Source organism: Ralstonia sp. Ralssp110 (genome assembly GCF_047325135.1).
In the GTDB taxonomy this organism is placed as follows: Bacteria; Pseudomonadota; Gammaproteobacteria; order Burkholderiales; family Burkholderiaceae; genus Ralstonia; species Ralstonia mojiangensis.
Genome location: NZ_CP168608.1, coordinates 17,276 through 38,798 on the forward strand (window position 1 = coordinate 17,276; position 21,523 = coordinate 38,798).

Annotated in this window: 20 protein-coding genes and 1 pseudogene; 15 read left to right on the forward strand and 6 right to left on the reverse strand. The window is 62.1% G+C overall.

Annotation, left to right across the window (positions count from 1 at the left end):
- The first annotated feature begins 491 nt into the window (after positions 1–491).
- From ACEN9T_RS00095 to ACEN9T_RS00140, 10 genes are all read left to right on the forward strand, one after another.
- The gene (locus ACEN9T_RS00095; protein WP_413705607.1) at positions 492–686 is read left to right on the forward strand and encodes a YqaE/Pmp3 family membrane protein; all 195 of its coding nucleotides are present in this window, start codon (positions 492–494) and stop codon (positions 684–686) included.
- A gap of 341 nt (positions 687–1,027) precedes the next feature.
- Positions 1,028–1,243, forward strand: a complete 216-nt coding sequence (locus tag ACEN9T_RS00100) for a hypothetical protein (RefSeq protein WP_413705608.1) — start codon at positions 1,028–1,030, stop codon at positions 1,241–1,243.
- A 138-nt stretch (positions 1,244–1,381) separates the two neighbouring features.
- On the forward strand, positions 1,382–1,615 hold the full coding sequence (locus tag ACEN9T_RS00105) for a hypothetical protein (RefSeq protein ID WP_413705609.1): 234 nt from the start codon (positions 1,382–1,384) through the stop codon (positions 1,613–1,615).
- Positions 1,616–1,775: 160 nt separating this feature from the next.
- Entirely contained in the window at positions 1,776–2,108 is a 333-nt protein-coding gene (locus ACEN9T_RS00110; RefSeq protein WP_413705610.1) for a hypothetical protein, read from the forward strand.
- 40 nt (positions 2,109–2,148) lie between these two features.
- A complete protein-coding gene (locus ACEN9T_RS00115; RefSeq protein WP_413705611.1) occupies positions 2,149–2,820 on the forward strand; it encodes an SOS response-associated peptidase in 672 nt (223 codons plus the stop codon).
- A gap of 3 nt (positions 2,821–2,823) precedes the next feature.
- Positions 2,824–3,387 carry a hypothetical protein gene (locus ACEN9T_RS00120; RefSeq protein ID WP_413705612.1) on the forward strand — a complete coding sequence of 188 codons (564 nt, stop codon included), beginning with the start codon at positions 2,824–2,826 and terminating at the stop codon, positions 3,385–3,387.
- Positions 3,388–3,960: 573 nt separating this feature from the next.
- Positions 3,961–7,344: a hypothetical protein gene (locus ACEN9T_RS00125; RefSeq protein ID WP_413705613.1), complete on the forward strand. Its 3,384-nt coding sequence runs from the start codon at positions 3,961–3,963 to the stop codon at positions 7,342–7,344.
- A gap of 363 nt (positions 7,345–7,707) precedes the next feature.
- The gene (locus ACEN9T_RS00130; RefSeq protein ID WP_413705614.1) at positions 7,708–9,324 is read left to right on the forward strand and encodes a hypothetical protein; all 1,617 of its coding nucleotides are present in this window, start codon (positions 7,708–7,710) and stop codon (positions 9,322–9,324) included.
- Positions 9,303–9,620, forward strand: coding sequence for a hypothetical protein (locus ACEN9T_RS00135; protein WP_413705615.1), 318 nt, complete (start codon positions 9,303–9,305; stop codon positions 9,618–9,620). Before ACEN9T_RS00130 ends, ACEN9T_RS00135 begins: the two co-directional genes overlap by 22 nt.
- Before the next feature lie 299 nt (positions 9,621–9,919).
- A complete protein-coding gene (locus ACEN9T_RS00140) occupies positions 9,920–10,198 on the forward strand; it encodes a hypothetical protein (protein ID WP_413705616.1) in 279 nt (92 codons plus the stop codon).
- Between the two features lie 13 nt (positions 10,199–10,211).
- Here the strand turns inward: ACEN9T_RS00140 and ACEN9T_RS00145 are convergent, their stop codons facing one another.
- From ACEN9T_RS00145 to ACEN9T_RS00160, 4 genes and pseudogenes are all read right to left on the reverse strand, one after another.
- Positions 10,212–11,555, reverse strand: a complete 1,344-nt coding sequence (locus tag ACEN9T_RS00145) for an ATP-binding protein (protein WP_413705617.1) — start codon at positions 11,553–11,555, stop codon at positions 10,212–10,214.
- Entirely contained in the window at positions 11,531–12,196 is a 666-nt protein-coding gene (locus ACEN9T_RS00150) for a response regulator transcription factor (RefSeq protein ID WP_413705618.1), read from the reverse strand. The genes ACEN9T_RS00145 and ACEN9T_RS00150 overlap by 25 nt, the downstream gene beginning before the upstream one ends.
- 18 nt (positions 12,197–12,214) lie before the next feature.
- Complete coding sequence (locus ACEN9T_RS00155) at positions 12,215–13,018, reverse strand: hypothetical protein (RefSeq protein ID WP_413705619.1); 804 nt, start codon at positions 13,016–13,018, stop codon at positions 12,215–12,217.
- 55 nt (positions 13,019–13,073) lie between these two features.
- A pseudogene (locus tag ACEN9T_RS00160) lies at positions 13,074–13,301 on the reverse strand (hypothetical protein); the annotation flags it as partial.
- A 758-nt stretch (positions 13,302–14,059) separates the two neighbouring features.
- On the opposite strand from ACEN9T_RS00160, the gene ACEN9T_RS00165 reads away from it, so the two are divergent.
- Entirely contained in the window at positions 14,060–14,875 is an 816-nt protein-coding gene (locus ACEN9T_RS00165) for an N-6 DNA methylase (RefSeq protein WP_413705620.1), read from the forward strand.
- 78 nt (positions 14,876–14,953) lie between these two features.
- On the opposite strand, the gene ACEN9T_RS00170 is transcribed toward ACEN9T_RS00165, so the two are convergent.
- Positions 14,954–15,127: a hypothetical protein gene (locus tag ACEN9T_RS00170; protein ID WP_413705621.1), complete on the reverse strand. Its 174-nt coding sequence runs from the start codon at positions 15,125–15,127 to the stop codon at positions 14,954–14,956.
- Here ACEN9T_RS00170 and ACEN9T_RS00175 point away from each other — a divergent pair.
- From ACEN9T_RS00175 to ACEN9T_RS00185, 3 genes are all read left to right on the forward strand, one after another.
- Complete coding sequence (locus ACEN9T_RS00175) at positions 15,126–15,866, forward strand: winged helix-turn-helix domain-containing protein (RefSeq protein WP_413705622.1); 741 nt, start codon at positions 15,126–15,128, stop codon at positions 15,864–15,866. The genes ACEN9T_RS00170 and ACEN9T_RS00175 overlap by 2 nt on opposite strands.
- Before the next feature lie 997 nt (positions 15,867–16,863).
- Complete coding sequence (locus ACEN9T_RS00180) at positions 16,864–18,753, forward strand: ParB/RepB/Spo0J family partition protein (protein ID WP_413705623.1); 1,890 nt, start codon at positions 16,864–16,866, stop codon at positions 18,751–18,753.
- A 571-nt stretch (positions 18,754–19,324) separates the two neighbouring features.
- Positions 19,325–19,945, forward strand: coding sequence for a hypothetical protein (locus ACEN9T_RS00185; RefSeq protein WP_413705624.1), 621 nt, complete (start codon positions 19,325–19,327; stop codon positions 19,943–19,945).
- A gap of 312 nt (positions 19,946–20,257) precedes the next feature.
- Here the strand turns inward: ACEN9T_RS00185 and ACEN9T_RS00190 are convergent, their stop codons facing one another.
- Entirely contained in the window at positions 20,258–20,758 is a 501-nt protein-coding gene (locus ACEN9T_RS00190) for a hypothetical protein (protein WP_413705625.1), read from the reverse strand.
- 402 nt (positions 20,759–21,160) lie between these two features.
- On the opposite strand from ACEN9T_RS00190, the gene ACEN9T_RS00195 reads away from it, so the two are divergent.
- Complete coding sequence (locus ACEN9T_RS00195; protein WP_413705626.1) at positions 21,161–21,520, forward strand: plasmid mobilization protein; 360 nt, start codon at positions 21,161–21,163, stop codon at positions 21,518–21,520.
- The last annotated feature ends 3 nt before the right edge of the window (positions 21,521–21,523 follow it).

Genomic DNA, 21,523 nt, shown 5'->3' on the forward strand with positions numbered 1-21,523 from the left:
TGAAGGGCCAGCGCACGGCAGCTTGTTGCAATGGGCGGTGCTGGCCGGCCAAAACCTTGGGTTCGCACCGGCGATTTTTTGTGGGAGCCGTGGAGGCGATAGCGCGATACCCGCAACCACGGCGCGCCTTCGCCCGAGTGAGGTGCTCGATATTAGACATCCGAGCGTTCACTTTCTACCTTTAGGAAGTCGTCTTGCCGTAAGAGCAGGACCGCGGTGGGGAGACCTATCCTTGGGGGATCCTGTGAACTCGATCATTGTGAAGGCCAAGCATGGTGCCGTGGAGGTTCGCACCACGCGCCGATCGGACAATCGTTGGGAGGGCGCGTCCCGCGTTCTCGTGGATGGCGCTGAGCGCAGCCATCCTGCTGGGCCGGATGTCGGCCGACGCGGCTGCCGGCCAAACGGCGCACGCCTAACCAATTCGCTTTCCGCGCGTAAGTGCACCCGCGCCGGCACGTCGCCGGCTCCATCGTGACTATGAGGCCCCGATGCGTCTGTTGCTTGCCTTGATTTTGCCGTGGCTGCAGTTCTTCACCATTGGCCGCCCGTTGGCCGGCATCGTGTGCCTGCTGTTGCAGCTCACGCTGATCGGCTGGATTCCAGCGGCGATCTGGTCGGTGTATGCCTTGAGCCAGTACAAGACAGACCAGAAGATCCAGCGCGCGTTGGCCGCACGGCGCTAAAGCTGACCACACCGAACATCGGAGTATCGATGTCCATCCGTACCGTATTGAAGGCCGCGATTCCCCTTGGGGCCGCGATGGTCGGACTCTTGACCGTCGCAGAGCGTCTGTACCTGGCCAACGGCGCGCAGTACCCGCGGTTCCTGGCAAGGGATGTGGGGGCCGGTCGGTTTCGAAGATCTGGATGCACTGCGTGCTGCCTCGTGCCGTGGCGAGCCGGTGGAGGTCTACCCGAAGGCCGGCTATTGGGTCCTGCGTTGCGGTGTGGCGTATTTCGAGGGACACACCTTCATCAGCCACGCCGACCCGTTTGCTCAGTCCACTCGACGAGGTGCACAGCTATGACCTCACACCCGAAACTCCGCATGGTGCCGCTTGCGCTGGTCTGCGTCGTCATCGTTGCGATGATTGCCTGGCTGATCTATCTGCAGCGTCAGGACGAGCGTGCTCCGGCCAACCTGCATGCGCTTGAGCAGCATTTGGCGGATCGCGCAAAGTCGATCCATGCGACGCCCAGGGAAGCCGAGTTGCGCGACGTCTGCGAATCCCACTCGTAGTATGGCCCACCCGCCCGGGTCGCCACAAGTATTGACACTGTACATCCATACAGTAGTATACCTCCAGCGCTAGCCGCACCGGCCGCAGTTGGATTGCGCCGCACGCTCGGCCAGCCCACGGTCGACAAGGAGGCGGCGATGGATCACTGGACGCAGGTTTCGCCCTACGGTTGGGAACACCCGAGCGGGTGGGCTATTGCCCTGCTGTATGTGCTGGGCCAGCCCGGCTACATGCTGTCGCGCGACGCCACCATCCATGGTCCGTTTGAGTCGCTTTGGGATGCCAAGGCCCGCCACGCAATCCTGGCCCCTGCTTTTTCCGCTATCGAGGTCGAGGCTCTGGAGCTGGCCGAAGCCGAGTTGTGCGATTGAACGGCGGGGTGGGTGGGGGTGCGGTACCCCGAAGTTTTCGGAGGCTGAGGTGATGGGCTGCGGCACCCCTCAGCCGCTGCCCGACCGTTGCTGTGCCCGCTAAATTTTCCGTTTCGTCAGGGTGGGGTGGGTGCGGCGTGGTTGTGTAGCGGTGCCTGCCATGAAGAATCCGGAACGGAAGAACTATCCCGCGCTCACCCAAGCGGAAATTCGCGCCCTCTACCAGGAGAGCCCGACGCGCCCCATGCGTCGCCTGGTGTGGGAGATCTACTGTTTGCACACCGTCATCAAGACTGCCGGCGCGGTTGTGCGCGCGCACCGGATGCAGGATCAACTGATCCCCGGCGGGTTCGACTATGTGCTGGGCGAGCTGGCGGAAGTGTTGCGCGACGAGCGCTACGTGCACGAGAACCTGCCGTCGCTGCATCAGATCAAGGAGAAGCGGCGGCATCGCAACAGCACGAAGAAGCGTAATAAAAAAGTCTACCGCTAGTGCTCTATGATGGCGGGCATCGCATGATCGCGAGCTGCGCATGTGCAATAACTACGAGCCGTCGGAGCTGGACCGAATCAACGAACTGTTTCGTACGGCTGACTACCGTGCCGAGTCGTACCCCGACTACGCGGCGCCGATCGTGCGCATCAACGAGCATGGTGTGCGCGACTGCGTCGTCGCCAACTTCGGTTTTGTGCCCAAACGCAGGCTGCCGCCAGGTGTCAGCATTGACACGACCAATGCGCGGTCCGAGACCGTCGGCGAAAAACCGACCTTTGCGAAGTACTGGAAGGCTGGCCAACTCTGCTTGGCCCCAGCTCGCGCGATATTCGAGCCCAACTACGAGGCCGATCCGAAGAAGAGCACGCGCTACAAGATCTGGCTAAAGGACGCCCCCGACTTTGCCATCGCAGGGCTGTGGCGCGCTTGGGAGGCGCGTGCTGATGGCCTCCCGCCTGGTTACAGCTTTACGATGCTCACAGTTAATGCCGACGCACACCCGCTGATGCGGCGCATGCATGCGCCGAACAAGGAGAAGCGCAGCATCGTCATCGTCCCGCGAGATCGCTGGGATGACTGGCTGGAGTGTCGTGCCCCCGAAGTTGCCCGCACCTTCATGAGCCTCTATCCGGCCGAGCTGATGGACACTGCGCCGGCGCCGCGACCGCCTCGGGCCGCAAAGGCGCCATCGAGTGACCTCCTGATCTAACGCTTGTACAACGTCGTCACTTCGCGGTGGTGGGGGGGGGTGGAAGCCCTTTGGTGTCAGGTCGATCATCAGGTCGCTGAAGATCTCGATCACCTTCTCATCGACCTGCACGTGCACGATCGGGAAAACGACCTGGCCATCCTGGATCGCCTCGCGGTCAGCTGCCGCCGGATCGCAACTGCCGGACGCATCGAACAGGGTGACAGTCAGGTAAGGGGCCTTCAGCCCTTTGGGCGCCGCCGTGGCACGCAAGTACAGCTGGACGTTCGCCACGACGTGCCCGGGCGGCAGGATGCCGTTGGCCTGCAGGTGGGCTGCCAGCGTATCCGCCGTGCGATTGTTCTGCGCGAATGCGACGCCGCTCCAATCGTCGTCGGAAGTGCTCATCGTGGTCTCCCGGTCTTTGTAGCGCTTGTGGCCACGAACGCGTGGCTGCCGATACGAGGCAGGGGCATCCAGCGCGGCCGTTCTCCGTTGCACCGTTTTGTTCCATCTTACGCCTGCGTGTGCGGCTTCTGCAGGCGCTGGAGAGGGCATTGCGACCGACTCTCGAAAGGCGAACCGTAGTCCATCAAGCAGTGGATAGCCTGATGGACAACCCGATGGACAGGCTGCGCCTGCCCACAGGTTGCTCACAAGGCTACCTTCCGCAAAATCAGTTGCGCAGCAGCACGCACGCCATTTCGCCGGTAGTCGCCCTCGTCGTTGTTCAGTTGCGCTCAGCGATCGAATTCATATGTAACCCTGAAGCGAGGGTTGGCAGGACGATGTGGCTTCGTTTTGCGCTCGGATACAACTTTTTCCATACTGTCTCGTAATGCGACCACAACTAGACAGATTCCGGGATGCCAACGCCGCCAGCCGTAGAAGGACATCAAATCCGCCGTGCGCTGAATGCCGTCGCACTGACTACCTGCAGGTATCGAAAGGGGATGTCGACTGACACCCAATCTGCGTCCTGAGGAGCGAGAAGCCATGGATAACGCGTTCAAAGGGCACGATAGGAATGTGTTTTGAAACGTTTTCTGGGCGCTCTTGGGTCGAATATTCTTTGGGCACGTTGATGCCGGCCACGAACAGTTATTTAAATAAATCAGCGCTTCCTTAGCGCTACGGCTTCATATTGAAAGGAGCAGACACATGTCGGTCCAGGTTGCTACGGAAACCAGGTTCATGGAGCATTTCTCAGTTGGAACCGGTGTCAACCCGGGGTGGGAAATTTTGTCCGCAACCAACCGAAATGGGGATGTTGAAGTATTTACTATTGGTAGGGATGGGCTGGTCCATAACTACTTTCCAGATCCAACAAGTAATACCGGGTACTCGACCACTTCGCTCGGTTCGGCCCAGGCCATCGGCGTAATCACGAACAGCGACGGAAACATCACGGTATTTCTGTCCTTCAATCTCGAACTTCACATGGTGGTGCAACAACCCGGCGCGGCTCAGCGCTGGTCCAGTCCTCAACCGCTCAACTACCCGCGACCGCCCGACGGAGGGAGTATTTCCGAAATCTATCCGACACTCGTCGAGTCAGCGATATACATCGCGCTACGGATTCCGATGGACGGCGGTGTCTCTAGGCTGGTGATTGGATGCCTAGATGGCAATGCGGAGCCGACTTTTAACTTGGCGCGCGATAAATATCCCGTAACGAATTACGTGTGGTTTGGTGCAACGCGTAAGACACTGCGATTGGCACTCGTCCATACCTCGATTACTACGCTGACACCGGATACCCTGACCGAAGTACAGCTTCCATTCAAATCAAACTTTACTGTGCAGTCGGCAGTTGCGGTCGCCGATGACCTCTATTCGGTCCTCGATGATGGAAATGTGTATCGATTGGATCTTATCAATGATGTATATAGTTGGACCCCATTAACCGAGGAACAGAGCCTTTATCGAATTTATGGAGTCGTGACGAATGCGAGCACTACCCATCTGTTGCTGATCTCAGCGAACGCCGACCTCTGGCACATGGCCAAAGATCCGAGTCTACAGTCCGAGTTTTCTGCACCGCTTCCAATCGGGGCGAACGCGTACACGTTAAGCGTTTCGCTAAATGGCGACGGGCAAATCGATATGTTTGCCGGCATGCCGGGCTCGGTGACTCGTATCTTCTTTCAGCAGGAGAGCGGCGATTGGCAAATTACACCGCTGAACGTACCTCTTGAATCCGGTGTCGAGACCTACAGCTCTTACGGCTCTGACGTAAGCTTCCAGGACGAACTCGGTACGCCACTGGCGCTGACCGGTGTCACGATTTGGACCGCAGAGCCTACTGTCCTTCAGATCGGCGGAGCTGTCTACTCGGTTGGCCCCGATCGAAAGGCGCGAGTCACAACGAACGCCCTCGGTGTATTGAACGTGCAGCAGCCAACGACCGGTCTATCCGTACCACCGCTTCTGATGCACCTGCCAGATCGGATGGCGCCCGACGAAGTCGTCACGAATGCACAGGACGCCATCGTGCAGCAGTCTTTGGCGGTGCTCACGGGCCAGGAATTGCTGAATGCGACCACAGCTGGCGGCGCCAAGGTGCTTCAAAGCCAATATCGCACCGAGAAGTCGGCCGATGCCATAGCCCAGGCCGTCACCGTATCGATGCAACTCGTTTCGCATGTGGCAGCTTGCGCGCCGGCAGCCTCAGTGACCATCCCACGATCACGCCCCGGGCTAGGAACAGCGTTGTCGACTGACTTGCCGGCACTGCGCAAGCTGACCTGGACATCGGCTGACGCTGTTCCATCCTGGCGATTCCATGTAGGGGATGACGGCCAGGCATCATTTGAGCTGCTGACCGCAGAACAGGCTGCCACCGAAATGACAGCTTTACGGCGAACGATTCACGGCGACGACGGATTCTGGGACTTCATCGGTGATCTCGGTGACCTGATCGCTGGTGCCGCACAAGGGTTGCTCGACATCGTCCAAACTGTGGTCAACACGGTGTCCGACGGAGTGCATGTTGCGATCAGTTTCGTCGTCGATGGGGTACAGCACCTTTTTGAAACCGTTGTTAAAACCGTCGAGCAGGCTTTCGATCTGGTCGAATCCGTCTTCAGCCAGGTCAAGGTATCGTTCAACACTCTGTTCCAGTGGCTTGGCTACATTCTCGATCGAGGGGATATCTCACGCACGGCGCGCGCAGTGGCGTATCTGGCCAACCAGTTCCTCGATTTCATGGGAGGCGCGGCCGCCGGCTTGCAGAGGAAGTGCGATGACACACTTCAGGCGCTGGTAGGGCAGATGGAAACAGCGCTGGACACCGCGATCCAGGTAATCGGTCCGAATTCAACCCCCGGCGGCTATGCGCGCTCCCACCAACCTGACACGCCTCAAGTATCGTTGGCGCAGTCGAACAATGTCCTGCTGAACCACTTCATCGATCGAGCCAGCTCGCGCCAGGGCGGCAGCCTGGTTCTTTCGGCAGGTCCGGGGAGCCTGTTGGGCTGGGACGACATCGTTGCGCAGCTCACGCAAATTGCCACCGACATCAAGGACGATCCTGGTTTTGCCGGGGTCGACCAATTCTTCAGCGCTATGGGGCAATCGGCGGACAATCTCTTCCGTTCGGTCCTCGCAACCCTGCTGACGGCGGTAAAAGCGCTCGCCAAGGCAATACTGTCGGGCGTCCAGGCGGCAATTGATCTAGTGTTCAAGAAGCTCCGGGATCTCCTCATCTGGGCAAAAGAACTACTGAATGCCGAATGGAACATTCCGGTGTTGTCGGCAATATTCTCTCACCTATTTCCCGGGTTGCCGCTGACGATACTCAACCTCGTCGCGGCGATCGTGGCCATTCCCACAACGGCGCTTTACAAGATCCTTCAGAAGGGTGCGCCCTTTCCGGATGACGGCGCCGTAGCCAATTTCGAGCAGAGCGTCAGCGCGGCGAACATGCTCGCGGCCAGTGGCCTGGGTTCGGAGACCGATAAGGTTGCCGACGGCGCAACGTCAGAGGCGCAGTTGCTGCCGCTTTCGGGTGGCTTGCAGGAGTTCTTGGGTACCGTAGCGATCCCTCTGACGATCGTCAGCGGCGCACTCTGCGCCATCGTAGATATAGTCCCGAAAGTCGATGGATTGGATGAGTTCGAGACGCCCTTCACGTTCTTCGCCGTCCTTGCGGATTCGATTGCGGCAGCCGCCCTCATTCCGTGGTTTTTCGACGGCGTGACGCATTGGGACGTGGTGCCATGGGTTTTATGGGCTATCGGCCTTATTATTGATTGGATATTTATCGGCTTGGAATGGAAATCAGACAAAGTGAGATTGCCGGAATTCGTTGAACCGATAACGCAGAGTATCTATGGAATCCTCCAATTCATAGTGACAGCAATTCATAGCAGAAAGGCGGAGGAATTTTTGTCCGCCGCCCCGCGGATGTACCAAGTCCTCCGAACCGAACTGGTAGCCGAGGGCACAGAGGGCGTATCGCTGTTTGTGTTGGCCGGGATCGATTCCGTGTGCGCGGGTGCTGTTAGCGGAATTCTCTTTTGGGAAACCTGGTTGGATGAGTAAGGCGGAGGACGCGATGCATTCGGTGTCGAACGACTTTCTCTGTTCGGAGCCGAGCGTGGTGCGCCCGCTTGCTGAATGCGTACGATGTAGGTAACCCGGCGAAATTCAATGCGGCGCGGGATTTCGAGTGCGCGCTGGCGAGTACGCACTGTCGCGACCCTTCGATCGTGTTCCCAGCGCTCGGTACAGCACGAGCGCGAGGGAGAAGATGCTCAATCACATCCAACATTTGCGGCGCGTCACTTCCGTTACGACAAGCTGATGGACAGCTGTCTCGACTTCGCGGTGCTGGCCGCGTTTTTTATGAACTGCTTTTTTGGTTTTTCGGTTGGTTTGGTTCATTAAATACTGATTGGAGAGAAAATGTCAGAAAACTGGACCTTGGGCTTTGATTCCATTAACCAGTATCAGGGCGAATGGCGGTGCACAAAGAATCTCTCGGCCGTCAAGTTGACCAACGCCGTCGATGGGTTCGCCAGCGCGGTTGTGGCGCTGGAAGACTGGTGGCCCGCGCTCTCACTGGTCGATTTCTCCAGCGGGTTACCCAACACTTTTTACTTTGATCCACGGCCGCCGGGTAGCTGGTGGGTGGTTCGTGGTACCGAGGCCGTACAGCTCAGCGCTGACGGTGCAACCGTCTTAACCCGTCTCGCCTCCCTCAAGGAAATATTCCCGGGACTGGCGCTATTGCCGCGAGAGGACGTTGACTTTACGTCTGGCTTCGATTCCATGAACCTGTGCAGTGACGGATGGTGGTTCACTAACGGGCCCTGGCTCGCCAAACTTAGCGACGACTTCAGCGGCATCAAGGCCCCGCCAACCGCACTTACCGACCCCGCGCTGTTCCCGATTTTTGTCGACACCGACTGGGCCTCGGGAGTGGATACGCTTTACAGCACGACGGACGGATGGTGGACCACTAAGGGCTCGTTGATTGCTCAGGTCGCACTTAGCCGGACCGGCTGGAATGTGCTGGCGACTCAACTGTCCGACAGGCTAAGAAGCATTGTCTTCGTTCAGCCCGGCAGCTATGTCGTGGATAACACGGCTCCCATTCCAGACGGCACTCCTGAGGTCACGATTGAAATGTGGGGGCCAGGTGGCGATGGGGGACAGAGCGTTGGGGAACCCAACAGTTGCGGCGGCGACGGAGGCGCTGGGGCTTACCTGAAGGAAACATTTCCCTTCACTCCCAACAGCCAATTCAAGCTCCACGTCGGCGGGTCCGGTGATTGCACCTACTACGGGGATTCCGTTGAAGACAGCATACTCGTCGCGGCTGGAGGTGGAGGTGGTGGCGGTGCGGGTGGCTTCGGCTATGGCAACGGTTGGGGGGGCGCCGGTGGTGCTGGAGACGGCTACACCAAAGGCGACCTGCGGGGCGGCGCGGCCGGCAATGCTGGCCAAAGCGGGTACGGCGGCAACGGCAGTGGTGGTGGTGGTGGCAAAGCCGAATCAGGCGGTGCTGGCGGTGCAGGAGGACAGGGTAGCGCTAACGGTAGCAATGGCCAACAAGGGGCGAGCACCGGCTCTGAGCGTGGCGGCGGTGGCGGCAAGGCGGGAGCCCATGGTGCTGCTGACAATCCGCCCAGTGACGGACGAGGTGGGGACGGTGGAGCCGGCGGTGGCGGAGACGGCGGGGACGGGGGGAAGGCTGGGGGTGGTGGAGGCGGTGGTGGAGGTGGTGGTGGTGTAGGTGGGGCGGCTGCCGGTGGTGGTGGCGGCGGCGGTGGCGGCGATGGCAGTTATACAGGCAGTAACGGCGGGGGAGGAGGCGGTGGCGGCGCTCAGGGCTGGAGCAGGGTACAGCTGACCACCCATTTCGACGGCGGGAATGGAACCGTTCCTGGAGGCAGCCCACCGCCCGGGACGGCGGTCGGTGGCCAAGGCGGCGTCAATGATGATGGCAATAAATACACGCCACCAACCTCTGGCGGGCCAGGTGGTATCAGGCTCAGTTGGCCGACTACGGGGGGCTGATCACATCAGCCACGCCGATCCGTTCGCCGTATCCAATCGTCGGGGAGCCTCGCGTTGAAATCCCACCCAAATTGCGCTTCGGGCCGCTCGTGCTGGTCGGCGTGATCGTCGCCGGGTGTGAGCTATCTGCAGTGTATGTTCATGCGCTTGAACAGCGCCTGGCTTCCCATGCAACACGGATTCAGATGACGCGCGAGCCGGGGCACGTGGTCTATACGTGCCCCGCCAAGAATGGCTTCGTCTATACCGGACCGCCACAAGCGGATCTGCGTGGACTGAGCGAGGATCGCACCTAGCCCAGTTGCTGCGGCACGTGGTGCTCGATGCCCCGCCGTGCGATCAACCTTGCCGCTGCTCCCGTCGACATGCCGGCCACGGTGGTCCACCAGGCTGTGGACAGCCGCTGGCGCGGCCCGTGAGGATAGCCTGATGGACAACCCGATGGACAGGCTGCGCCTGCCCACAGGTTGCCCACGAGGCTACCCACACTTGCCCACAGCAGCACCAGTGTGCGAGCCCACATCACGAGCAATGTTTGATATTTTGAACCCCATTTTGAACCCCACCTGCGAGCGCTCGCGCCATGAAAAACTAGATGGGACATCCATTAATTCAGAAAATGTCAGTCACTCTGGTGCTGCTTCCCGGCATGGACGGAACCGGCCGACTGTTTCAGCCGCTGCGCGCCGACGTGCGTCCAAGCGAAGGCGCTAGCGCGTTCCGTAAAGAAGAGCACGATCAAGATCAGAAACACTTCCAGCAGATTCGGGAGGCGATCACGGTGCGGTGTGGGCGGCATCTGGGCGATGAAGCAAACAATGTGGGGAGCGGCGCCGATCATCGCATGATGCTTTTGTTACGGGATAGTCGCTGAAGTGTGGAATGTGTTATCCCGCCACCGGCAACCGCACCGTCACGCGCAATCCACCGGCACCGCCATCGGCCTCGCCCAGCACGGTTTCTCCGCCCAGGCGCTGCACCACCGTACTCACAATCGACAAGCCCAGCCCCGACCCCGTGGCCCCATTGCCGAGCACACGGTAGAACGGGCCAAACACGCGCGCACGTTCCTCAGCGGGGATGCCCGGGCCGGTGTCCTGCACCGCGATCGATACCATGCCCGCCCCGCTGGTGACCGACAGGTCGATGCTGCCGCCTTCGGGCGTGTAGCGGATGGCGTTATCCACCAGATTGCGCACCACCACGAAGAGGTCCAGCTCATTGGCGTGGACTTGCGAATCGGCCTCGGTGGTGACGCCCACGTCGAGCTGCTTGGCGTCGGCCAGCGGCATCAAGTCTTCCAGCACGCGGCGAAATACACGTTGTACGGACACGGCGCCGGTTGGGGTGTCGACGGTCTCTTGCGCACGGGCCAGGGTGAGCAACTGCTCAAGCAGACCACGGTTACGTTCGATCCCTTGGCGCAGTGTGGTCAGGCGGGTCTGAGCCTCGTCCGACATCGGGGCTTGGGCCAGGCGTTCCGCCTGCAGCGACAGCGCGGTCAGCGGCGTCCGTAGTTCGTGCGCTGCATCGGCGACGAAGCGGTGCTGGGCGTCCATCGATTGCTGCACACGCGCCAGCAGGCGATTGATGGCCCCAACGAACGGCCGCACCTCTTGGGGTACGGCTTCGGGTGCGATGGCGTGCAACTGGCGCTCGTCACGCTTGTCGACCTCGTGCGCGAGGCGCTTGATGGGTGCGAACATTTTGCGCAGCACGTGGGCGACGGCCACCAGCAAGATCGGCACGAGAATCAAGAACGGCATCAAGGTGCGGATGGCGCTGTCGCGGGCGGTTTCGTCACGTACGGCGGTTTCCTGCGCGACGGCGATGCGTTGGCCGTTGGCGAGCGTGCGGACCCACACGCGGTAGTCGCGCTTGCCCAGGCGTGCGGTCTGCATGCCGTCGGCCAGCGCGGGCAGGTCGGCCGTGGGCGCGCTACCGGCCGGCGGAAGCACCTGCACGATCACGCGCGCCTCCTTGTCCGAGACCTTGGGTGCATCGGCCGGGTTGCCAGGCGCTGGTAGATGCGTGGGGTCGAACATCGCCCCGACCTGGCGCAACACGTCGTCCTGCAGTTCGTAGGCTTCGCGGAAGGCCGAGGCAAACGCAAAGCCGCCGGCCAGCACCGCCACCACCACGATGATCGCCGACAGCCACGCCGACAGCCGCCGCTGCACTGATGCCGCCGTGGAAATGGGCGCTGTCATTGACCCCTCGGCACCATCCATCCCACGCCCCTCACATTCTTGATGGCTGCGGCGCCGAGCTTTTTGCGCAACGCGTGGATGAGGAATTCGACGGCGTTGCTCGCCACCTCGTGCCCCCAGCCGTAGATGCGCTCTTCCAGCTCCGTGCGCGAGAGGATGGCACCCGGGCGCAGCATGAGCGCCTGCAGCAACGCGAATTCGCGCGCCGACAACTGCACCGGATCGGCGCCACCCACGCGCGCTTCGTGCGCTGCGGGGTCGAGCGTCAACACGCCGTTGGTCAGCACCGGGCTCGCTGCCCCGCCCTTGCGGCGCAGGACGGCGCGCATGCGTGCCAGCAGCTCGGCCATCTCGAAGGGCTTGAGGATGTAGTCGTCCGCGCCGCCGTCGAGGCCGCGTACGCGCTCCTCCACCGCATCGCGCGCGGTCAGGATCAGGACCGGCACCGGGTTGTCGCGGGTACGTAGGCTGCTGAGCACCGCGTGGCCATCCTTGCCGGGCAGGCCGAGGTCGAGCAGGAGCACGTCGTAGTGCTGGTGCGCGGCCACGTCCAGCCCGGTCTGGCCGTTGCGCACCCAGTCCACCGCATAGGCGGCGTCCTGCAGCGCGGCTTCCACGGCCGCGCCGATCATCGGGTCGTCTTCAACGAGGAGGACTCGCATGCGGTTGGTATTGAGTAGCTATGCCGATTGCAGCGTATCGCCACTGCGGCGCCGCGCCTTCCAGCTCGCATAGCCGATGGTGAGAAGTAGGATCGCCAGCAGCACTGCCGATGCGCCCGCCGTGCCGAGGTTCAGCCCGCCGGCGTTGACTGGCTTGGTCAGCAGGTCGCCACCTGTGGCACCCAATGGCCGTGTCAGCACGAAGGCCATCCAGAACAGCGCCACGCGCGAAATGCTGGTCAGATAATACGCCGCCGCAATCAGTGCAATCGCGCCGGCAATGAGCAGAGCGCCGCCCGCAAAACCCAGCCCCGATGAATCGGCCAGGAAGTCGCCCAGCGCCGTGCCCAGCGTGTTGGATACGAGGATGGCGCACCAGTACAGCAGCTCCTGCCCGCCGCCGCGCACCCGCGTGACCGAGAGTGATTTGTGCGTGAGCTTCCAATAGACGAGCACCGCACACAGCAGGCTCGCCAGGATGGCCGAGCCGGTGGCGTACCCCAGGCCGAGCGTGCGGTCCATGAAGTCCGACAGCGTGGTGCCGGCCGTGCTGGTGGCGAGGATGACCGCCCAATACAGCAGCGGGTGATACGCCTTGCTGCGCAGTTGCGCCGTCAGGGCGACGAGAAAGGCGCCGATCAGCAGCACCGAACTGGCGGCGTAGCCGATCTTGAGCGTCATGGAGAGCAGATCGCCTGCAGTTTCGCCCAGAGTGGTGGCGCAGATCTTCATGATCCAGAACGCCAGGGTGATCTCGGGCAGTTTGCTGCGCGTCAGCCCATCAAGGGTGCTGTGTTCGTGTGTTTGTGCGGATACGGGCATGCGGATTCTCCAGAAAGCATGGAGGTAGACTCCGCATCAGTCTGCCCGGGCAGACTTAGACCACCCATAGCCGCATGTATCGATTAGACGCCAGCTTGTCGAGCAGGCTGTACCACGCCACGCCCGCCGCGATGTAGAAGCGCTGCAACCCATGCAGCGGAATCGGCGTGATGGGGCAACACGGGATACGGAGACGCCTCTCCATTGTCTGCAAGCTATGCAGCAATATGCCAGCCCAGGCTGTGCACAGCGCGATGCTCGGCCCGTTGCAACCGAGCGCAAGATGTCCGACGGGCTGCAGCGCGCGTCAATGCTGGTCAAAGCCCGGAGCATTTCCGGGTCGATCGCTGAGTCAGCTGCCGGGCGTAGGGCGCCCAGCGCCAACCGTCGTTGCAAAGGCGCAGACCTGTTCAAGGCTGCGCCTTTTTTCGTTGTGGCCACCACGCGTTGACGAGGGCGGGCGTAGCGTCGTGCCCGTGAGATCCAAGTGCGGGCCGACGGACCGTGAATGAGGGGCGTCCCGCACCGCCTGCGCAGGGCCAGTCCCGCGCCAGCGCTGCGCACTGTCACGTGCCTAGCTTATCCGGTCACATGCGGCGCAGGCCGCAGGCGGCGCCGACGCAGCCGTCACGCCAGCGCCAGGGCGCTGTCATGTCAGCCGCCTGAGGTCGGCACCGCCAACGGCACAGCGACACGGCTGACCACCACTTCGCGCATCCGCACACATGCCCCGATCACGCTGTGAGGGGCCTTGTGTGGGGATGCTTGATGCGACGCGGCGACCAGCCGTGTTTCTCGCTGCTCGAACCCCACCCCATCCCAACCCTTGCCCGTGTGGGAATGGGCCATCCCCACCCCCCGCCCGCCCCAAGGGCGGGAGCGAGGGAAGCCGAGCGAGAGGATCGCTCGTAACCGCCTCTCCGAAAGAAAAAGCCCCGAGGTGGTCAATCCCCGGGGCTTCCCGACCACTTTTTTCACGGAGGCTCGTGAACTATGGCTAAGCGCCAGTCTACCCACTTGGACCCACACCAGCAGGCGCTGGTGAAATTAATTGAGCAATGCGCGCGCCGGCATCGCCGGCATGAGGTGTTCCGCGACTTCTGCGAACTCGCGGCGCTGTCCATCAGCAACCGCGTAGACCTGTTGCAGTACGAGGCGCGCGAGGCACGCTATCTGGAAATTGTGAAGCACTACGAGCGCGAAGAAGCGGAATGCTTCCCGCGCATGCTCGGCTGTCTGGTCGGATCGCTGGAGGGCGGCCACAAGGATGCGTTGGGCCAAGTCTTCGAGGCGCTGCAGTTGTCGGATCACTATCGTGGGCAGTTTTTCACTCCGTGGGAGGTGTCCCGGTTGATGGCCAAGATGCTGATGTCCGGCGCGGCGGCCGAGATCGAGCAGAAGGGGTTCATCACGTTGATGGAGCCGGCCGCCGGCGCAGGCGGTATGGTGATCGCAGCCGCGTCCGCGCTGCTCGATGAGGGCATCAACTACCAGCAGACCATGCATGCCACGCTGATCGACATTGATGAGTTGGCTTGCCACATGAGTTACGTGCAGCTATGTCTCCTTCACGTGCCAGCCATCGTGATTCACTGCAATGCGCTGGTGCCCCACTCGGTCTGGGGGCATTGGGTGACGCCGGTCCACGTGATGGGCCTGTGGGACATGCGTTTGCGGCGCCGGGATCGCGAAGAGGCAGCGCGGGAAGAAGTCGACCAGGAAGAGGGTGCAGGTCAGACCGCTAGCGCTACTGAACCCGCCGTCGCGCCGGCGTCCGATCCGCTCGCACAACACCGTGCGGCGATCGTGACGCGCCGCATCGCGCAGAGCGAGCAGCTCGATTTGTTCGGTACCTAACCATGGCGATTGCCAGCTGCCCGCAATGCGGGCGGGCAGCTGTCTAGCCGGCGTGTACGGGGGAGCCGCCTAAGTATTTCAAATTGATGTCAATTTCATGACAACTTCGCTGATCGTGCGATAAATCGCGATCCGTTCGAAATATCCCCCAATGGAGGGGTGTGTGAAGGGATTGTGAAAGCTATGCTCGCGTAAAACACAACAAGCGGTGGCTTGCATATTGACCGGCACCGCATCAATCGGGTCCATCATGAAATTCGCCATCCTCACTAGCAATCCTTCGAGCTTTGCGTACGTCGAGGCTTGCCTGCCAGCGGACGTGACGTGCGTGCGATTTGACGACGCATTGGCGCTGTTGCGCGCCCGGCGCACCGAGGCCTTCGACTTGCTGATGATCGATGCCCAGCTGTTCAGCACGGCCGGCCAGCTGGTTCTGTCCTGGCGTGACTGCAATGCCGACTTGTGCTGGCCAACGCTGGTGTTCGGCACCTTCACCGAACGCGCGGAATTGCTGCGTGTTTTTGACAGCGCTGTCGAAGACGTGATCACCGGCCACTTCACCGCCGAGGAGTTGACTGCCCGCGTTCAGCGCGTTCTGCGCAGCGCGGAACGCGGGACGCAGCAGACCGAGTCCGCTACCCGTACCGTGGTCGGGCCGTACAGTCTGTGCCGGCTCACTCGGACGGTGACGTTACGCGGCACGCCCATCCGCTTGACCGCCCGCGAATTTGCCACGGCCTGGCTTTTGTTCTCGTCCCCTGGGGCGTTTCTGTCACGCCAGCAGATCGCTTCTGCAGTCTGGGGAACGGAGGCCAGTGTTGCCGAACGCTCGATCGAGCAGCACATCTACAAGCTGCGCAAGAAGCTGGGCTTCGGAGAGGCGACCGGAGTGGAGCTCAAGACGGTCTACTCGCGCGGCTATCAGTTGACTGTCCAGCAGATGAGCGAGCAATCGCGCAGTGCCGCCCCGCAACTCATGCTGGCGGCTTGACGCCGATCGCCGGCGCGCCAGGCATCTTGGCGTTCCTGACAGACGCGTGCGCGAGTTAGGTGTCCTTGCTACCGGACACGGGCTCCATGTCGAAATGCGCTGCCGCGTAGCTCGCATTACAACTCCACACCTCGGTGCCGTCGCGGTAGAAGATGCACCATCGACCGTCGCTCACGCAGAGTGCTTCAGTGAAAGCACGGCTGTGTTCGTTCATTGCGGCATGGACCATTTCCACTTCACGGCAAGTGGCTCGATAGGTGCCGGCGGCGAGTGGCGGGGGATATTCGGGCCTGCGTCTCACCATGCCCTGCATTCCTCGTACATCTGTTTCTCAAGAACCTGTATTGACCGAGCGCTGACGATATCACGCATATCGGTGTGGGCGTTCGCCTGCCCCTTACCAGGACAAGGGTAGGGAGCCTGTGGCCATCCGCTTCCCACTCAGAGTTTGAGAAGCACACGCCATCTCATCACAGGTGTGAAAGGTCGCTGCTGAAGAAAAAAAGCCCAAGCAGGTGCTTGGGCTTGAATTCACCGGGTGGGTGAAGGAAAGCAATTCATTGTCAATGGATTTTGCTGCGTCAATTTCACTTTTCCTCACGGTTTCCCCCGTCGTTGTTCCCGCTCGGTGTGGCCTGTCTGACTGGGCCGACCGTTCTGCGCTTGTTCCGATTCCAGTGCGGGCTGAAGCCCGCAATAGGCGCTCGCCGCGCGGCGTTGGCCAGCGGTGACGGCGTGCCACGCGCGCCATTCTCCCGAGCCCCTCGCCCTTATCCGGGACCGTAGTCACCGCCGACCAGGCGGACAAGGGTTCGCAAGCCGCGCAAAGCGCGCCCTTGTCGGCCTGGCCGGCGCTGCCTCCTTGGGTCCCAGGGCGACGAACTCAGGAGAACGGCGGCAAGGCTAGACAGGCCGCCGCACCGCCTGGCCAACCTGCCCACGAGGGGGCTCCGAATCTAGGAGCCCGGTAGCACGACAACCCTTCTGGAAACCCATCATGCAAGAACAACACATTGCTGTACCGCTGTCCCGACTGGTCGAATCCGAAGCCAACGTCCGTAAAGGCGCACTCGATGCGAACTTGGTCGCCAGCCTTGCCGCCACCATCGCGGCCCATGGTCTGCTGTACCCGCTACTCGTGACCGAGGTGAAGCCCAAGGGCAAAAGCAAGCAGGCGACATACGCTGTAGCCGCAGGGCGTCGCCGTTTCGCCGCGCTGCGGCTGCTGCGCGACGAAGGCAAGATCGACGCGGACTACGCCGTGACCGTGCGCGTGGTGGCCGATGAAAACGCCGTCGAACTGTCAGCGGTCGAGAACACGCACCAGCCCATGCATCCGGCCGACGAATATGAATGCTTCCGCCGCATGGTGGACGAGGGTGCCGGTGTGGAGACCGTGGCGGCGCACTTCGGCGTGTCGGTCGCCGTGGTGCAGCGTCGCCTGAAACTCGCCAACGTCGCACCCGCACTGATTGCGCTCTACCGCGAGGGTGCCATGTCGCTGGAACAGTTGATGGCGTTGACGGTGAGCGACGACCATGCGGCACAAGAGCAAGTCTGGCACGGCACTCCAGCCTACCAGCGTGCGCCGGCGGCGCTGCGCCGTGCCCTGCTTGGCGAAGCGTCCATCGCCTCCGACTCGGCGGTGGCTGAATTCGTCGGGCGCGATGCCTATCTCGCCGCAGGTGGGCACGAACAGGTTGATCTGTTCGCTGAACACGGTGCGTACTGGGCGGACGGTGCCTTGGCTCACCAGTTGGCGGAAGAACGACTGGCACAGCAAGCGGAGACGATCCGTGCGGAAGAGGGTTGGGCTTGGGCTGTCGCACTGGTGCAGCCCGACTATGCCGCGCTGAATGCCTACGGTCGTGCGCCGCGGATGTTGCGCGAGCCGACCGAGGCTGAGCAGGCTGCGATGGATGCCTTGGACCAGCGCCAAGAGGCCATCGAAGCGCAGATGGAGGCGCTGGAGTTGTCCGATGACGAGGGGGCTGACGAGGCCTATCAGCGCTTGTCGGATGAACTGGAGGGCATCTACACGGAGCGCAGCGAGCGCGAAGCCGCGTTGGAGACGGTCGCGGACAAGACCCATGCCGGCGTTATCGTTGCACTGCGCGACCAAGGCGTGGAGGTGATTCGAGGTGCGATCCGCCCGGAAGACCGCAAGGCTGCTGTCAAGGCCGCTCGCGCGCAGGCGCGCGGCGCAGCAGCAGTGTCCGGAAGCGGCATTACCAATCGCCTGCCCGCGATGCCCAAGAAACTGGTGCGCGCGCTGACCGCGCAGCGCACGGCTGCCTTGCAAGCCATGCTGATGGAGAACCACCATGTGGCGCTCGCAGCGTTGGCGCACACGATGGTGACGGATCTGGCGCGCGAGGTGTACTACCGGAGCGGCGAGGGCGGCATCAAGGTGTCGGCCAAGAACGTAGCGTACGACTTGCATGCCGCCGATGTGGCGCTCGAAGACTCGCGGGCATGGCAGCAGATCAATGCGGCGCGGGCAGAGTGGGGCGAGCGCTTGCCGGGCGAACCAGATGCGCTGTGGGAACACCTGTTGGCGATGCCGCAGGAAGAGTTGATCGCGCTGCTGGCCCACTGCACGGCGCTCACCGTTGATGGCATCCAATCCCGCAGTGGCGAGCATTGCACCGATGCACTCGCGCGAGCCGTCAATCTGGACATGGCGGACTGGTGGAGCGCGACGCCCGATGGCTACTTGTGCCAGGTGCGCAAGACCGATGTGCTGCAAGCGGTCAGTGAAGCGGTTTCGCCAGCGGAAGCCGTGCCGCTCGCGGCCATGAAGAAAGGGCCGATGGTGGAGGCTGCAGGGCGCTTGCTGGAGGGCAAACGCTGGGTGCCGCCGCTGCTGCGTCAGCACGCCGCCTGACAAAAAAATCCCAGCCATGCAGGCTGGGCGAGGTATGAGTTGCGAGCGGGTGAGTCGCCCGCTCGCAGGCAGCAGTGTAGTGGTCCACGCTGTTGCCTGCAATGCCTTCTTCCGCGGCGGGCCGTGTGCCCGCCGTCTTGCCTGACCATTGCCGTGGGCCTCTGCGCTATGTCGTGTCGCGCATCCCACCGCTTACGTGGATTCCAGTGCGGGCCAAGGCCCGCAATAGGCGCTCGCCGCGCGGCGTCTGCCAGTGGTGTCGCCGGGCACTGCCGCCGTTCCCCTGAGTTCCCCGCCCTGTTGTGGACCGTAGGCGACGCTTGCCACGTCGCAAGGGTTCGCTTCGCCGCGTACTCGCCCGTTCGGTGCTCGCCCCATGGGCTGTGCTCCGCATGCGGCCTCCGTGCGCGCCCTTGCGGCGTGGCAAGCGTCGCCTCCTTTGTCCACAGGGCGAGGAACTCAGGGGAACGGCGGCAGCGCTGACAGGCCGCAACACCACCTGACAAACCTGCCCTGGAGAGGGCTCCAAATCTAGGGGCCCGGTAGCTAACAAACCATATGAGTACGAAACATGAGTCAACACTATTTTGAAACGACTTACCTGAATCGTCCCGTGCGTGTGATGATCGGCTGGGATCGCCCCGTGCAGCAGTATCTGCTGACGGTCGAGTATCTGGACGCCGACCGCTACGTCTACACGAACCTGCAGGAGCGCAAGCCGTATGCGTTCGATCTGGACGATTACCGCGCCAAGCTGGAAACGCTGGGCATCGACGTTCCGGCCTCCATGTTCGCGCAGGCGCAGAAGGACCGCGCAGGCAACATGGGCGAGCGCTACGTCTATCACAAGGCGGACGGCACCTACACCGAGCACTTCATGGGGGCCGCACCCGCAGGCGTCGAGCAGCGCCGGGGCCTGCCGTTCAAGCTGGGCGACGTGGCGATGACGACGGGTTGCTATGACTTCATGAAGGAGCGCGGCCTGTTGCCGTCCGTGCCAGCCATGCTGGTTGCTCGCCACGCCATGGGCGACTGGGGCGACATGTGCGAAGAGGATTGCTACAGCAACGCCCGCGCGCTGGAAGAGGGCGGACGCCTCATGTCGAGCTACATGGTCGGCAGCCGCAAGGTATGGGTCATTACCGAGTCTGACCGCAGCGTGACGACTCTACTGTTCCCGGACGAATACTAAGCTGGATGGGGCGCCGCAATGGCGCCCCCTTGGGCGGGCATGGCCCGCCCACCCTCGCGGCATGACGACTGCGGCCGGATACGCCGCGAGCGGTCTACCTGCCATGGCGAACGGGCTTGCAGAGAAGGGTGGTCAGGCAAGTGCGACGCTGAAGTCGGGGCGTTGTCAGTCCAACCTGCTACTCGGTCCCGCGAGCCGCGCTGGCCGCGCGACAACCGCCTGGAAGGTAACCAACGCTCCCATGTCCCCGGAGGGGTCCCCTATGCCCTTCGACCTGGGCGCGGACACTCCTGACGCTGACCGCCTTCCCTTCTATCCACTCGCAGCAGTCGGCCCGGCCCCTGCGCTCCCTGCACTGACTTGCTCACGCGCCAAGCGCTTGCGTTCTTCCTGTTTGCGAATCAACTCATCCAACGGATTCGGCGACTCTACCTGGAACTGGCGGGCGTACAAGTCGAGGATGGCCCGCTTGTTGAGCATTGGGTTCTCCTTGGCCAGTTCTTCCGTGGTCTTGTAAGACCGCTCCGCTTTCTTCGGCGGTGCTGACGTGTCAGCGGCTTGCCGGACAGGTTCGCTCACGTTCGCAGCCGGAGCGGTCCGAGAGCGCGCCGGTTTCTCCTGCGGTGTCTGCCGTGCAATGAAGGCGGCCAAGGTCGAGAACGCCACGACGACCTGATTCGCGGCGAGGAATTGGCGCACCTGCTCGATGGTGTAACCCGCCGCCCGCAGCGCCTGAATGTCGGCGAGCCACGGATGCATTATTGAGCGTCGTCGTGCTGGCTGGACCTGATTCTGGAATTCCTGAACGTTCATATGCGCGCCAAAAAGTGACTCATGAGCCGCTAACGAGATTCGGCGAGTCACCGTATCGCGGTGATCGCATCATTACCGATCGATTCTTAGATAGCTCTGCATCAGTTCTGCATTGATTCCGCCGGATTCTAAAGGATTCTGTATCTCTATTCAGGAGTCTCACCATACTCTGGTAAGAGTATTGAATAGTTACCACTTAGATCAAAGTCGTAAGGCACGTAGTGTATGTTTACGCGATGCTCCGCCTCCCGTAAAATACAACGTGCCAAAGGGGCTCGCCCCTTTGAAACCCCCGCGGCGTTGCCGCGTGGAACTGCGCGACAGGACGGCCCTCCGCGCCCCTGTTATGCGTAGCGCGACGCGCCCGATCCAGCAGCCCAACCCCGACAAGAAGACTCTGCGATGCCCAAACCGAAGCCCGAAGGTGGCCTGTCTAAGCCGATCAGCTTCCGGCTGTCGGAAGCTGATCGCGAGGCGTACCTGGCCAAGGTCGCGGCGTCTGGCCTGACCCAATCCGAGTTCTTCCGCCAGGCGGTGCTGGCCAACCGCACGCAGCTGGTGGCGCGTCTGAAGGCCACGCCCCACCGCGAACGCCTGCTGTTCATCTTTGGCAAGACGAGCCGCGACATCGAGCGGCTCGCGCGCCAAGCCAGTGCAGACCATGAGCGCGGCGCTCTGCCTGAGGAAACCTACATGCAGATGCTCGACCGGCTGCAGCTGATTGGTCGGTATCTGAAGGCCACGCTGGCCCAGGTGGACTGAGCC

What these genes read in the sequence shown, in the direction of transcription:
- ACEN9T_RS00110 (WP_413705610.1), top strand. Translation starts at nt 1,776, where the DNA reads ATGAAGAATCCGGAACGGAAGAACTATCCCGCGCTCACCCAAGCGGAA.
- ACEN9T_RS00175 (WP_413705622.1), top strand. Translation starts at nt 15,126, where the DNA reads ATGAAATTCGCCATCCTCACTAGCAATCCTTCGAGCTTTGCGTACGTC.
- ACEN9T_RS00170 (WP_413705621.1), bottom strand. Translation starts at nt 15,127, where the DNA reads ATGATGGACCCGATTGATGCGGTGCCGGTCAATATGCAAGCCACCGCT.
- ACEN9T_RS00190 (WP_413705625.1), bottom strand. Translation starts at nt 20,758, where the DNA reads ATGAACGTTCAGGAATTCCAGAATCAGGTCCAGCCAGCACGACGACGC.
- ACEN9T_RS00105 (WP_413705609.1), top strand. Translation starts at nt 1,382, where the DNA reads ATGGATCACTGGACGCAGGTTTCGCCCTACGGTTGGGAACACCCGAGC.
- ACEN9T_RS00100 (WP_413705608.1), top strand. Translation starts at nt 1,028, where the DNA reads ATGACCTCACACCCGAAACTCCGCATGGTGCCGCTTGCGCTGGTCTGC.
- ACEN9T_RS00095 (WP_413705607.1), top strand. Translation starts at nt 492, where the DNA reads ATGCGTCTGTTGCTTGCCTTGATTTTGCCGTGGCTGCAGTTCTTCACC.
- ACEN9T_RS00130 (WP_413705614.1), top strand. Translation starts at nt 7,708, where the DNA reads ATGTCAGAAAACTGGACCTTGGGCTTTGATTCCATTAACCAGTATCAG.
- ACEN9T_RS00195 (WP_413705626.1), top strand. Translation starts at nt 21,161, where the DNA reads ATGCCCAAACCGAAGCCCGAAGGTGGCCTGTCTAAGCCGATCAGCTTC.
- ACEN9T_RS00125 (WP_413705613.1), top strand. Translation starts at nt 3,961, where the DNA reads ATGTCGGTCCAGGTTGCTACGGAAACCAGGTTCATGGAGCATTTCTCA.
- ACEN9T_RS00140 (WP_413705616.1), top strand. Translation starts at nt 9,920, where the DNA reads ATGGGACATCCATTAATTCAGAAAATGTCAGTCACTCTGGTGCTGCTT.
- ACEN9T_RS00180 (WP_413705623.1), top strand. Translation starts at nt 16,864, where the DNA reads ATGCAAGAACAACACATTGCTGTACCGCTGTCCCGACTGGTCGAATCC.
- ACEN9T_RS00145 (WP_413705617.1), bottom strand. Translation starts at nt 11,555, where the DNA reads ATGGATGGTGCCGAGGGGTCAATGACAGCGCCCATTTCCACGGCGGCA.
- ACEN9T_RS00150 (WP_413705618.1), bottom strand. Translation starts at nt 12,196, where the DNA reads ATGCGAGTCCTCCTCGTTGAAGACGACCCGATGATCGGCGCGGCCGTG.
- ACEN9T_RS00115 (WP_413705611.1), top strand. Translation starts at nt 2,149, where the DNA reads ATGTGCAATAACTACGAGCCGTCGGAGCTGGACCGAATCAACGAACTG.
- ACEN9T_RS00155 (WP_413705619.1), bottom strand. Translation starts at nt 13,018, where the DNA reads ATGCCCGTATCCGCACAAACACACGAACACAGCACCCTTGATGGGCTG.
- ACEN9T_RS00185 (WP_413705624.1), top strand. Translation starts at nt 19,325, where the DNA reads ATGAGTCAACACTATTTTGAAACGACTTACCTGAATCGTCCCGTGCGT.